11 protein-coding genes are annotated in these 13,234 nt (G+C 38.8%); 10 read left to right on the top strand and 1 reads right to left on the bottom strand.

The window, feature by feature from the left end:
* The first annotated feature begins 66 nt into the window (after positions 1-66).
* The 9 genes from EKM66_RS07115 to EKM66_RS07075 all read left to right on the top strand — a co-directional run bounded on the left by EKM66_RS07115 (position 67) and on the right by EKM66_RS07075 (position 10,871).
* Complete coding sequence (locus tag EKM66_RS07115; protein ID WP_125763049.1) at positions 67-1,449, top strand: glycoside hydrolase family 1 protein; 1,383 nt, start codon at positions 67-69, stop codon at positions 1,447-1,449.
* 20 nt (positions 1,450-1,469) lie between these two features.
* Positions 1,470-2,825 carry a PTS sugar transporter subunit IIC gene (locus tag EKM66_RS07110; protein ID WP_125763047.1) on the top strand — a complete coding sequence of 452 codons (1,356 nt, stop codon included), beginning with the start codon at positions 1,470-1,472 and terminating at the stop codon, positions 2,823-2,825.
* A gap of 25 nt (positions 2,826-2,850) precedes the next feature.
* Complete coding sequence (locus EKM66_RS07105) at positions 2,851-3,033, top strand: hypothetical protein (protein WP_125763045.1); 183 nt, start codon at positions 2,851-2,853, stop codon at positions 3,031-3,033.
* A gap of 101 nt (positions 3,034-3,134) precedes the next feature.
* Positions 3,135-4,541, top strand: a complete 1,407-nt coding sequence (locus EKM66_RS07100) for a C69 family dipeptidase (protein ID WP_125763043.1) — start codon at positions 3,135-3,137, stop codon at positions 4,539-4,541.
* Positions 4,542-4,886: 345 nt separating this feature from the next.
* A complete protein-coding gene (gene ald / locus EKM66_RS07095; protein WP_125763041.1) occupies positions 4,887-5,999 on the top strand; it encodes an alanine dehydrogenase in 1,113 nt (370 codons plus the stop codon).
* A 58-nt stretch (positions 6,000-6,057) separates the two neighbouring features.
* Positions 6,058-7,065, top strand: a complete 1,008-nt coding sequence (gene tdcB / locus EKM66_RS07090; protein WP_125763150.1) for a bifunctional threonine ammonia-lyase/L-serine ammonia-lyase TdcB — start codon at positions 6,058-6,060, stop codon at positions 7,063-7,065.
* A 34-nt stretch (positions 7,066-7,099) separates the two neighbouring features.
* Positions 7,100-9,019 carry an OPT/YSL family transporter gene (locus EKM66_RS07085; RefSeq protein WP_164505079.1) on the top strand — a complete coding sequence of 640 codons (1,920 nt, stop codon included), beginning with the start codon at positions 7,100-7,102 and terminating at the stop codon, positions 9,017-9,019.
* Between the two features lie 14 nt (positions 9,020-9,033).
* The gene (locus tag EKM66_RS07080; RefSeq protein WP_125763039.1) at positions 9,034-9,417 is read left to right on the top strand and encodes a PqqD family peptide modification chaperone; all 384 of its coding nucleotides are present in this window, start codon (positions 9,034-9,036) and stop codon (positions 9,415-9,417) included.
* Positions 9,418-9,440: 23 nt separating this feature from the next.
* Positions 9,441-10,871, top strand: a complete 1,431-nt coding sequence (locus EKM66_RS07075) for a C69 family dipeptidase (protein WP_125763037.1) — start codon at positions 9,441-9,443, stop codon at positions 10,869-10,871.
* 92 nt (positions 10,872-10,963) lie between these two features.
* Here the strand turns inward: EKM66_RS07075 and EKM66_RS07070 are convergent, their stop codons facing one another.
* Positions 10,964-12,172 carry a GGDEF domain-containing protein gene (locus EKM66_RS07070; protein ID WP_125763035.1) on the bottom strand — a complete coding sequence of 403 codons (1,209 nt, stop codon included), beginning with the start codon at positions 12,170-12,172 and terminating at the stop codon, positions 10,964-10,966.
* Positions 12,173-12,332: 160 nt separating this feature from the next.
* Here EKM66_RS07070 and sdaAB point away from each other — a divergent pair, with 160 nt between their 5' ends.
* The gene (gene sdaAB / locus EKM66_RS07065; RefSeq protein WP_125763033.1) at positions 12,333-13,004 is read left to right on the top strand and encodes an L-serine ammonia-lyase, iron-sulfur-dependent subunit beta; all 672 of its coding nucleotides are present in this window, start codon (positions 12,333-12,335) and stop codon (positions 13,002-13,004) included.
* The last annotated feature ends 230 nt before the right edge of the window (positions 13,005-13,234 follow it).

The raw sequence follows: 13,234 nt of genomic DNA, 5'->3' as shown, positions 1-13,234 counted from the left end.
AAACTTAGTGTATACTGAAAGCGTATTCAAGTTAGCGATTCAAAAATTTTTAAGAGGCGGTGTAGTATGACAAAGCAGTTACCAAAAGATTTTGCATGGGGGAATTCAACGTCCAGCATGCAAACGGAAGGTGCTTGGAATATCGGTGGTAAGGGTAAATCAGTTTATGATGATCGTCCTGCTACAGAGAATTCCTCAGATTGGCATGATGCTATTGATGAGTATCATCGCTATGAAGAAGACTTCGATTTGATGGCAAAGCAGGGAATGAACTTCTATCGATTCCAAATTTCTTGGAGCCGTGTTAATCCAGATGGTGATGGCGAGTTCAATGAAGAGGGCATTGAGTTCTATAGTAAATTGATCGATGCACTTCTAGCTCGTAACATTACTCCAATGATCTGCTTGTACCACTTTGATATGCCATTACACTTGGCAGAAAAATATAACGGATTTTTATCACGTCACGTGGTTGATGCATTTGTCCGTTATGGCGAAGAAATGGTCAAGAGATTCGGTAGTCGTGTTAAGTATTGGATTACTTTCAACGAACAGAATCTATATCATATGGGAGAAGCATTCCGCATTGCCGGTTATTTGGAAGGTGATAAGACAGACGACGAGTTGTATCAAATCAGCCATCATGTAATGCTAGCTCATGCGGGGGTAGCAAATTACATTCATGACAATACCGATTGTAAGATAGGTGGAATGCTTGCATATAGTGAAGCATATCCCGCATCTCCAGATCCTAAAGATGTTTTATATGCACGTCAGATCAACGAATTTATGAACCGTGATCTATTAGATGCATTTGTCTATGGTCGTTATTCAAATGAAGTAATGACTTTTGTTAAGAATCATGGGATCGATATGGACTTCCAGCCTGAAGATGAAGATGTTCTCATTAAATTAACATCTGATTTTATTGCATTTAGCTATTATAGAAGCGACACGATCAGTGCTGCACAGGTTCCTGAAGGAACGATTCCAAATCATTACCTAGATGAAGGTATCAAAAAGAACCCTTATCTTAAAGCCTCAGAGTTTGGCTGGCAGATTGATCCACTAGGATTCCGCGATATTTTGACAAAGGTTTACAACGAATATGGAGTACCAATGTTCCCCATTGAAAATGGTATTGGTGTTCGTGAAGAATTTGATGGTGGAGAAATTCAAGATGATTATCGTATCTCATATCATCGTGAACATATCCAAGCAATGGAAGATGCCATCTTTGAAGATGGTGTTGATGTAATAGGTTATCTCGGTTGGGGATTAATCGATATACCTAGTTCTAGCGGCAATATGGACAAACGTTATGGAACAGTTTACGTCAACCGTACAAACCATGATCTAAAAGACATGCGTCGTGTGCCAAAGAAGAGTTATTGGTGGTTGAAACACGTTATTGAAACAAATGGCGCAGATTTAAGTGATATTAATTAAAATTTTTGAGGGGTGTTAACATGGCAAAGGAATCAACTTCCGAAAAACTAGAACATAATAGTTTTTTGGATAAGTTCACACAAGTTTCTGTTACCGTAGGTAATTGGGTTTATCTAAGATCTTTGCGTGATGCGTTCGCTGTTATCCTTCCAGTCTTCATTATTGCTGGTTTAGGAACATTGTTGAACAACACAGTCTTTATGTGGATATTCAAAGGTGACACATTAGCAAAGGTTCAAGTATTTGGTAACGCTATTTCAAATGGTACTTTGAACGTTGCCAGTGTCCTAGTTGCTCCAATGATTGGTTATGCTTTAGCTAAAAACAAAGGCTTCAATAACCCAATCGCTGCCGCAGCTATGTCACTAGCTTCACTATTCATTATGATGCCAGGAACTGTATCATTATCAGATGCAGCAGGTAAGGCACATAACGTATCTGGTGGTTTGAGCTTCTTGAACACAGGTACACAAGGTATGTTCGGTGGTATTATTATCGGACTTTTAGCTACAGCTATCTTCATTAAATTAGCTGGAATCAAGAAATTACAAATCAATTTAGGTGAGAATGTTCCACCTGCAGTTAGTTCTTCATTTAGTGTTTTACTTCCTGCTTTGATCTTAATGTCATTCTTTGCTCTACTAGCAGCATTATTAGCAGGTCTATTCAACACAGATTTGATCAACTTGATCAAGAACTGGGTCCAAGAACCACTTCGTGGATTCAATACAAGTATTTTAGGATTCTGTGTAATTTACTTTGTTGCCAACTTCCTATTTACTTTAGGTATTCACCAAACAGTTATTTCAGGTTCTTTGATGGATCCACTTGTACTTATCAACATGAACCAAAACATGTTAGCTTATGCACACCATGCACAAATTCCTAACATCATCACAACTTCATTCGTTTCAAACTACGTTCTAGTTGGTGGTTCTGGTTCAACAATTTCTCTTATTATCGCTATTCTGTTATTTAGTAAAGTTAAATCAAGTAGAGATGTTGCCAAACTTTCATTAGCTCCTGGTATTTTCAATATCAACGAACCTATGATCTTCGGTTATCCTATCGTCTTCAACTTGCCAATGATGATTCCATTCGTATTGTTCCCAGTTATCGGAGCTTTGATGGGTTATTATGCAACATTAGCAGGCTTAGTTTCAAGAACCGTCGTCTTAGTACCATGGACTACTCCTCCATTGATCGGACCATATCTATCAACAGCCGGTGATTGGCGTGCTGTAGTTCTTCAAGTTGTTATCCTAGCTGTCGGTGTTGCTTTGTATCTACCATTCATGAAGATTTCTGAACGTGTTGCTGCAAAACAAGCTGAACAACTACATGCTGAAGAAGCTGCTGGTGCAGCTAAAGCTTAAAAATTAAGAAAAGAGGACATATATAATGAAATTTGAAAGAATTTGGTTCAGTTATATCGCAATTGCATTGCTGATATTATTGGGATTATTCGACCTAGTCAATTTTGGATTGAGTCTTACTACTATCAGCACATTCGTAGTTGCAATCCTCTTTATCATTACATTACGCAAGCATTTAGAAGAAAATAATGCAGCTAAGAAAAAGTAGAGTGATTGTACTTTTCAAAACCTCACGACCAAAAATCGTGGGGTTTCTTTTTGTTCATAGATAAACTATTCTGTAATTAATTAACTAGGAGGGGACAACTAATGCAAAAACACGCAGCTTGCTCATCTATTATGGTCGGTAAAAAGGCATCGATGGATGGCAGTACTTATATTGCTAGAAATGAAGATAACTATGTGGCTATCTATCCAAAGAAGTTCTTTGTTCAACCAGCGGTGACTAATAGAATTGAAACCTACAAGTCAGTCTACAATGGCTTGACTGAGAAGTTACCAACAAGTGGGTACAGATATACGAGTTCTCCAGATCTTAATACAACTGAAGGATTATATGAAGAGGACGGCATCAATGAGAAGAACGTCGCCATGAGTGCAACTGAGAGTGTCTATGGCAATGAGCGGGTTCTTGGATATGATCCATTGATCGAGAATGGCGTTGCCGAGGATTCAATTACTACACTAGTTCTTCCCTATATTGATTCTGCTAGGGATGGTGTCAAACGATTAGGAGAATTGATTGCTAAGTATGGTGCGACCGAAAGTAACGGCGTTCAATTCAGTGATCAAGATGAAGTCTGGTATATGGAAATTGCGACTGGTCACCACTGGGTAGCTATTCGCATTCCTGATGATTGTTATGCCTTTGCTGCCAATCAAATTGGTATTGAAGAGATCGACTTCGATAATCCTGACTATTATATGTGGTCAGATGGTATTCAAGAATTTGTTGACGAACATGGATTGAATCCAGATGAAGGCAAGTTTAACTTCAGACATATTTTCGGTACTAATACTAAATCAGACCATCACTACAACACACCACGTGTTTGGTATGCACAGAAGTATTTGAATCCAAGCATCGAACAAAACCCTGAATCATCAGAGCTTCCATTCTTACGTAAGGCTGAACGTAAGATATCAGTTGAAGATATTCAATATATTTTGAAGTCTCATTATAATGAGACCCAATTCGATCCGCTGGGAAATGGTAGTGATGATGATAAGAGACGTTATCGCGCTATTTCGTTATCAAGGACCGCTAATTCTCATATTTTGCAGTTAAAGCCTGACAAATTGAGTGTTGAATGGAAGTGTTATGGCATTCCTAGCTTTACAACTTTTGTGCCATTTTTCACAGATGCTAACGAAACAGATGAAAGTTACAGTACTATTTCCAATAGTATGAATCTTAAAGATGCATATTGGATCTATGAGGCGTTATCAATGGTAGTTGAGTCACATTACAATGAATTCATTGAAGAAGACTTGGATTATCAAAAGGAATTATCACAATGGTCGCGTCAGAAGATTCAATCAGTTGAAAATGATGCGGCATCACTATTTGGTACTGAATTAACTGAATATTTGACGCAACAAAATCATGAGATTGTGACGTATTTTAATGATAAAGCTAAAGAATTGTTGGCAAAACTAGTTACAGAAGGAACGGAATTATCAGGATTAACATTTAAGATGGATCCCAATTTATAAATAATTATAAGTTAGTGAAAAAGTGAGAGAACTCTGTGAAAGCAGGGCTCTTTTTTTGTAAACAGCTGAAAGCAATTGCTAATAATTATTAGAAAATCATTTCATGAAATATGATATAAATAATATTTGGCGTAGTGTCCACTGTTACTGAACAAGTGTATATCCTTTTATATCAGGCAATGTAACTGTTTACAAGTCTACAAACGTAACTGTCCAAGGTTCATAAACATGTGTGTGTAGTTAGTGTATTTTGAGATATATTTCAGAAAAGTGCTTGACTAAACATATGTGAAGAAGTTAACATAAAGTTGCAATTGCGAGAGAAGTAGAAAGGACTGAAAGATAATGCGTGTTGGTGTTGTTAAAGAACAAAAGGCCGGTGAAGGCAGAGTTGCAGTAACTCCTGAGAATGTTGCTAAACTCATTTCATCAGGTGCTGAGGTTCTTGTAGAAGAGAATGCCGGTGTCGGTGCAGGTTTCAGTAATGAAAGCTACGAAGAAGCTGGCGGTAAGATTGTGAGTCATGCACAAAGTTGGGAAGCTGATCTTGTTGTTAAGGTCAAGGAACCTGATGAAGAAGAGTATCAATACTTCAAACCTGGACAAGTAATTTGGGGATTTCAACATTTAGCTTCATCTCCAGCTACAGTTCAAGCAATGATGAAGGCCGGTACCAGTGCAATTGGTGGTGAAACAATCGTTGAAGACGGCAAGTTGGCATTATTGAGCCCAATGAGTGCCATTGCCGGAAGACGTTCAGTTATCATGGGAACTTACTATCTTGAAGCTCAACATGGTGGAGAAGGAATTCTTCTACCAGGAACTCCAGAAGTAGGAGCTGGTAATGTAGTCATCTTTGGTGGTGGTAATGCTGCTTTGAATGCTGCAACACTTGCTTTGAACATGGGATGCCATGTAACGATCATCGAGTTGAAAGAAGAAAGATTGAACTGGTTAAGAAAGCATTTTGAAGGACAAGAATTCAGAGGTGTTTCATCAACTCCAGAAAACTTGGCTAAAGAAATCAAAGATGCTGATTTGTTTATTTCAACAATTCTTATTCCAGGAGCACGTCCACCGAAACTAGTTACAGAAGCTATGGTTAAATCAATGAAACCAGGCAGTGTACTAGTTGATGTAGCGATTGATCAAGGTGGAACAGTGGAGACAATTGATCATCCAACAACAATCGAAGATCCAGTATTTACTAAGTTCAACGTTATTCACTATGCTGTTCCTAACCAACCAGGTGCTGTTCCACGTACAGCAACACTTGCATTGGCTGTTGGTAACATCAAGTATCTCCAAGAGATCGTTGAAAATGGCTTAGACAAAGCTATTGAAAAAGACGATGCACTTGCATCAGGTGTCAATGTATATCATGGGGAAGTTACAAATAAAGGTTTAGCAGATTCATTGAATCTAGATTATTCAGAATTAGGTGCACTAATAGACTAAGGAGGTGCGCACAATGATGTCCGTAGAAGAAGCAAAAGAAATGGAAAAGGATTCATTCATGGATCCTGTTTCTATGAAAGATATCGAAGAAGCTAGTCACATAATCCACAAAATTGGACGGACAACTCCTCTGATTCAATCAATGTTTTTAAGCCGTAATGTTGCACACGGTGATGTTTATCTGAAACTAGAAAATATGCAACTGACAGGTTCATTCAAATTCCGTGGAGCTTTCAACAAGATCCAACATTTGAGTGATCTTGAAAAATCAAAAGGGGTTATCGCTGCTTCAGCTGGTAATCATGCTCAAGGTGTCGCATTGACATCACATCTATTGGGCATCAAGGCAGTTGTCGTTATGCCTCATGGATCACCAATTGCCAAACAAGAAGCAACTGCTGGATATGGTGCAGAAGTAATTCTTCATGGTGACAACTTCGATGAAGCTCACAAGTTCATGGAAGAAGAAGCCAAGAGAAAGGGCTATACGATCGTTGATCCATACAATGATGATTATGTTATTGCTGGACAAGGAACAATCGGACTAGAGATATTAGATCAACTTTGGGATGTTGACACAGTTATCGTCCCAGTTGGTGGTGGTGGATTGATCTCTGGTATTGCTACAGCCCTCAAGTCATACAATCCTAATATCCATATTGTCGGTGTACAATCCGAGAATATTCATGGTATGACTGCATCATATGAAGCAGATAAAATCACAACTCAAAGTACTGCACCAACATTGGCAGATGGTACTGCAGTTGCTACACCGGGAAGCATTACATTCCCAATTACTAAGAATTTAGTTGATGAAATGGTTCTAGTTAATGAAGAAGAAATCGCAACTGCAATGAAAGACCTTCTTCAGAGAACTAAGACTGTTGCTGAAGGAGCTGGTGCACTTCCAACTGCAGCTCTAGAAGCAGGCAAGATCGATCCAAAGTGGCTTGAAGATAAAAAAGTCGTAGCTTTGGTATCAGGTGGAAATGTTGACTTAGAGAGAGTTTCTAAGAACATTGATCACTTCTTGACTAATGATGCTAAAGATCATTTTGTGGGTTAATTGTTAGAACTAATTAGTAAAGGAGGGAACTACTTTGAATAAACGGTTATCTCAATCGGCCTACGGTGGCGTTGATGGCAACAAATACGTCCCGTATGTAACCGACAAAAATAATAAAGGCGGTAATGGCGTCATCATGATCATGGGTGCCATTCTAGCAGTTATCTTCGCCGCTTCCACAGCATACTCTGGTATGAAAGCTGGACTTACAGTCGCAGCCGGAATTCCTGGATCGATCATTGGTTCTGGTATGGTCGGAGTATTCGCTAAGAAGAAGGGGATTCTTGGCAAGAACCTTTTGCAAGGTATGTCCAGTGGTGGTGAATCTATCGCCAGTGGTATGATCTACGTTTTACCTGCAATTATTATCATCGGTGGGAAGGTTAACTTCATCTCCGGTGTTGCAGTTGGTGCCTTAGCTGTATTGTTCGCTATTGGTACAGCATCATTAGTTCAAAACTACCTGATTGTTGAAGAACACGGTAGATTGGTTTACCCCGAATCAATGGCTATCTCTGAAGCCTTAGTTGCATCAGAAGCCGGTGGTGACTCATTGAAGTTCATGGGTATCGGATTCGGAATTGGTGGTATCTTGACAATGCTGACAACTCAAGTATTCGGTTGGGTAAACAGTGTTATCACTTATGTTGGTAGTTCATTCTACCGTTGGAAGATGTCCACAGAAGTTAACCCAATGCTTGCTGGTATTGGATTCGTTGTTGGACTAGAAGTTGCCTTGGTAATGTTTGCTGGATCAGTTCTTTCAAACTTCGCCATCACACCTTTGATTGCTTATTTCACACAAATGGCCGGTAGCGGTGCACATGTATGGAATGACGCAGCTTTAACTGTTTCACAAATGAATGTTGATCAAGTTGCAGGATCATATTCGAAATATATTGGTGCTGGTATGATGCTCTGTGGTGGTATCATCGGTGCTGTTAAACTTATTCCAGTTATTATTACATCTGTTAAGAAAACGCTTAACGCAAAGAACAGTGATGACAGTGAAAAGAATACTTTGGGTATTTGGGCACTGTTGATCGGTACTATCGCAATTTTTGTAGTAGGATTCTTCATTTCAGGCAACTTCCTTATGGCTATTGTTGCTGGAATCCTTTCATTATTATTAGCTCTATTGTTCGTTATCGTTTCAGCTCGTTTGGCTGGTACGATTGGATGTTCTAATGCTCCTGTTTCAGGTATGACAATTGCTTCATTAGTTATCATGACTCTTGTATTCGTAATCTTCGGATGGACTAATACAGAGCACAGTGAAATTCTCTTGTTGTTTGGTGTATTCATCGTTACTGCAATTTCTGTTGGTGGCGCTTACGCACAAACACAAAAAGTTAACTATGTAATCGGTGGTAACAACAACGAAATGATGAAATACTTCATGATTGCCGCTATGATTGGTGTTATTGTTGTTGTAGGTACTACAGTTATCCTTGAACCACAACTTAGAATCACAGGATCAAACCCACCATTCGGTATGCCACAAGCTAACTTGATTGCCACATTGACATCAGGAATCATGTCAGGAAATCTTCCATGGATCATGATCATCATTGGCGTTGTTATGGCTATTGTATGCTGGATGTTAGGTCTATCAATTATGACAGTTGCCCTTGGTTTCTATCTACCAATGTCAACTACATCAATTATCTTAGTTGGAGCTTTGATCAAACTATTGATCGAAAGAATCACTAAGGATAAAGAACTCAAAGAAAGACGTGTACAAAGTGGTGTTAGTCTTTCATCAGGACTTATTGCTGGTGGATCTATCATCGGTTTGATCGGTATTATCTTGCACGTTACTGGTGTTCTTGGTGACGCAGCACCTACCGGATTCGCCGGAAGCAACGAAATGGGATTGATCCTATTAGTAGTCTTAGTAGTGTCAATGATTATTCCATTGACGGGTATTAAAAAAGACAGTAAAACTGAATAAGGAGGTTAATTATTATGGCTAAACGTCGTTCTAAAGAACTTACTGAAGAAGATTTGAAACAATTGGTATTCCAGAAGAATCCACAAGTAAAATTCAAGAGAAAAGCTGGCATTATTACCATAATCCGCGAACAAAACCATCCAATCCAAAAATTCTTCCGAAAAATGCACATGCGTATCCCTGAAGAAAGCTACTTGGAACTGGATCCATATTGCTCCTTCGTATTCAGCAAGATCAATGGACGCCGCAATGCCTATGATATTGGTAGGGAATTAGTCGAGAAGTTCCCAGAGGCTGACCAATTCCGTTACACAAGATTAATCTTGTTTTTACAGCAGATCGAAAACGTCGATCATTTGATCGAACGAGTACCTAGTTCAGAACAAAAAATTGCTTAATTAAATTTTGGAGGGGAATTATTATGACTACAGATCGTCTAGAATTATCCGCATGTACTTCAATTATGGTTGGTAAAGATGCTTCAATGGACGGAGCAACTTATATCTCAAGAAACGAAGACCGTTTGGTAGCTATCCATCCTAAGAAGTTCTTCGTACAACCAGCTGTATCAGGACGTAAGGAAACATATGTATCACCATTCAATAATTTGACAGTACCACTACCAGAAGAAGGTATGCGTTACACATCAACACCAAATGGTGATGACAGTGAAGGTCCTAACGAAGAAGACGGATTCAACGAATTGAACGTTGGTGAAAGTGCTACAGAAAGTGTTTACGCTAACGAAAGAGTATTGGCATTCGACCCATTCGTAAAGAATGGATTCGCTGAAGACTCACTAACAACACTAGTATTGCCATTTATCAAATCAGCTAAAGATGGTGTTCGCTATCTTGGTGAATTGATTAAGAAATATGGTTCAGCTGAAGGTAATGGTATTCAATTCAATGATAAAGATTCAGTTTGGTACATGGAAATTGTTACAGGTCACCAATGGGTAGCTGTACGTATCCCTGATGACTGTTATGCAGTTGCTGCTAACCAAATTGCTATCGAAGACATCGACTTCAATGACCCAGAGAACTACATGTGGGCAGACGGTATCCAAGAATTCGTTGAAGAGCACCACTTGAACCCAGATAACGATCGTTGGGACTTCAGACACATCTTTGGAACAGATACTGAAAAAGATCACCACTACAACACACCTCGTGTATGGTATACACAAAAATGCTGGAACCCATCAATCGAACAAGACCCAGAATCACCAGAACTACCATTTATTCGCAAACCAGAACACAAATTATCAATTGAAGATATTCAATATATCTTGAAATCACACTACAATGAAACAAAATATGATCCACTTGGCAATGGTACAGAACATGAGAGAAGAGTATATCGTGCAATCTCACTTTCACGTACAGCCAACTCACACATTCTACAAATGCGTGACTCAGACAAGAACGGAGCTGCCGGTGTAGAATGGATCGCATTCGGTGTACCTAGCTTCAGTCCACACGTACCATTCTTTACAAATGCCAACGATACAGATGCATCATATCGTGAATTGACAGATAAGATGGATATGAAGAGTTCATACTGGATGTATGAAGCATTAGGTATGTTAGTTGAGTCACACTACAATGAATTCATTGAGCAAGACACAGACTATCAAAAAGCTCTTTCAGAATGGGCAAGAAGAAAGATCGAAGAAGTTGATAAGAAAGCTGTAACAATGTCAGGCGATGCTCTAACAGATTATCTAACAGAACAAAACCACGAAATTGCTACACACTACAACGAAGAGACAAAGAAGTTCATGGCAGACTTAGTTACACAAGGTTGTGAACTATCAAACCTTGTATTCAAGATGGATCCAAATCTATAGTCCTGAATTACAAAATTTACTGAATTAAATAAGGACCGGTATTTACTAATTTAGTAAATACCGGTCCTTTATTATTGCTATTATTCTAAAAATTACTCAGCTACTGCGGGCTTGAGATTATCATAACTGTATGTTTCGCCTTCAATAGTGACACAGTTTCTACCATTATTCTTAGATTGATAGAGATATTGGTCAACACGTTCAAGGATAGCCTTAGTAGTTTCGTCTGACTTGGTTACGGCAGTTATTCCGAAACACATCGTTACATCAAGCTTGGTTCCATTGATGAATAGAGGAATGTCGGCAAGTGTCTTACGAATGTCGTAAACGATTCTGGCTGACTCTGCAGTGTCTACGTTCTTAAAGATGATGATGAATTCTTCGCCACCATATCTGAACAATTCGCCGGTGGGCTCGCCTTGACGACTAAGTAGTTCACGCTCGACTAGATGCGCTACGTGTCGAAGAACCTCATCACCGGTTTCATGGCCATAAGTATCATTGAATTTTTTGAAGTGGTCGATATCAAACATAGCGATAGTTCCTAATTCATCACTTTGTTTGAATTCTTCGAATAGTTCTTTGGATCTAGTGTTGAGATTGGATCTGTTTCTAACACCAGTTAGGGCATCGTAATTCGCCTTGATTTCTAGGTCTTTGTAGTCCGCAAATGAAGCACGTAATCTGACCTCGGTTAAACGGAATATTGCCATAAAGACCTCGAAGAATATCATCGAAATAAGTATCTGAAGCGGATTGAAATGATAGTCGATCCAAAGAAGTATCCACCATGACATTCCGTAAACCGTTTGGGCAATTGTATACTTATAGCTTGATATGAGCATATCGTCTTTGTGACTGTATGCGTAATCAACTGTGGTAAGTAATACGAAGTATATTCCGATGAATAGCGGCCAAAGAGGGCTGTCCAATCTGGTGACATTCAATGATGGATTGTATAGAAACGGTAAGGCCAAAGTTACTAATTCGACCAGACGATTGTTAAGTATTAAGAAACCATAGAAGGAGACGGCGATTTGAGCATTAGCATATAACCATGCGTCTTGCATAAATTTGCCGTTGTTAACGGTGGTAAATACTTCACGAAGAACTAAGATACTGACGATAAGAATGGCACTTTCGAGAATGTGCACACCTAAACGGATGAAGAACGGAGACGCGGCACTGACCTTCTTCTCAATTGAATACGATACAAGAGTGATGACCGTTATTAATCCAACCGTAATCAATAGCACGACAAGATCGGTAATAGTTAGGTAATTGTTTATAAAGTTTTGCATTTTTTCATGGCTTTCAAAATATTAATATATTTATTTTAGCATTAAAGTTTACGTGGTTATAAATTAATATGATGATTTTTAAAATTAAATGATTTATGTAACAAAATAATGTACTATTTCAATGAATAACATTCAACTTGTTTAAAAAGGAGTACTTATTATGGGAGATTTACGTTTTAACAGTGTATTTGACATAATTGGACCAGTCATGGTTGGTCCCAGCAGTTCTCATACTGCCGGCGCAGCCAGAATTGGTAAAGTTGTACATGATATCTTTGGTGAAAAACCAGACAAAATTACGATTAACTTATATGAATCCTTTGCTAAGACATATCGTGGTCATGGAACTGATGTAGCTATTGTTGGTGGACTATTAGGCATGGCTCCGGATGATTCCAGATTGGCTGATTCATTAAAAATAGCTTATGAAGATGGGATCAAGGTTGCCTTTGTTCCTAAGAGCGACAAAGTCGACCATCCGAATACTACTAAGATCACTATGATCAAGGGTAAGCACAAGTTATCAGTTACTGGTATCTCCATTGGTGGTGGTAATATTCAAATTTCTGAAATCAATGGTCTCAAAATTTCACTAAGCATGGGTGTTCCTACCTATATAACAGTCCATCAAGATGTTGCAGGGATGATCACCAAGGTAACTGACATCTTCACAAAACGTGATATCAACATCGGTACGATGACCGTAACACGTGAATCTAAGGGTGAGCAAGCCATCATGATTATCGAAGTTGATGATACAAAGGATAAAAAAGAAATTATGGAAGAGTTGCAATCATTGGATAATATGGTTAATGTTACTTTCTTTGATTGAGGTTTGAGTTTTTGCCGCCTGCGTCTGAAAGTAACAAGTCTGCTGTGGGACCGACTTCAGCCGAAAAGCGGTCTGAAGTCTCGCTTTTGAACTCTGCATAAATCGCAGATTTCAAAAGACGTCCTATGTTGTAAGGATGGTAAATCACCATCCAACAACATTATCACAGCTGCCTTATTACTTTCAGACTCCGGCTAGTATGGGTGATTCTATTAATTTTAAATTTGATA

The organism is Companilactobacillus hulinensis (genome assembly GCF_003946555.1).
Classification (GTDB): domain Bacteria; phylum Bacillota; class Bacilli; order Lactobacillales; family Lactobacillaceae; genus Companilactobacillus; species Companilactobacillus hulinensis.
Note: the sequence above shows the minus strand (reverse complement) of the source record. Positions and strands in the feature narration are given on the sequence as shown.

Coding starts and splice junctions, on each gene's coding strand:
- EKM66_RS07115 (WP_125763049.1), top strand. CDS start 67: ATGACAAAGCAGTTACCAAAAGATTTTGCATGGGGGAATTCAACGTCC.
- EKM66_RS07110 (WP_125763047.1), top strand. CDS start 1,470: ATGGCAAAGGAATCAACTTCCGAAAAACTAGAACATAATAGTTTTTTG.
- EKM66_RS07105 (WP_125763045.1), top strand. CDS start 2,851: ATGAAATTTGAAAGAATTTGGTTCAGTTATATCGCAATTGCATTGCTG.
- EKM66_RS07100 (WP_125763043.1), top strand. CDS start 3,135: ATGCAAAAACACGCAGCTTGCTCATCTATTATGGTCGGTAAAAAGGCA.
- ald (WP_125763041.1), top strand. CDS start 4,887: ATGCGTGTTGGTGTTGTTAAAGAACAAAAGGCCGGTGAAGGCAGAGTT.
- tdcB (WP_125763150.1), top strand. CDS start 6,058: ATGGATCCTGTTTCTATGAAAGATATCGAAGAAGCTAGTCACATAATC.
- EKM66_RS07080 (WP_125763039.1), top strand. CDS start 9,034: ATGGCTAAACGTCGTTCTAAAGAACTTACTGAAGAAGATTTGAAACAA.
- EKM66_RS07075 (WP_125763037.1), top strand. CDS start 9,441: ATGACTACAGATCGTCTAGAATTATCCGCATGTACTTCAATTATGGTT.
- EKM66_RS07070 (WP_125763035.1), bottom strand. CDS start 12,172: ATGCAAAACTTTATAAACAATTACCTAACTATTACCGATCTTGTCGTG.
- sdaAB (WP_125763033.1), top strand. CDS start 12,333: ATGGGAGATTTACGTTTTAACAGTGTATTTGACATAATTGGACCAGTC.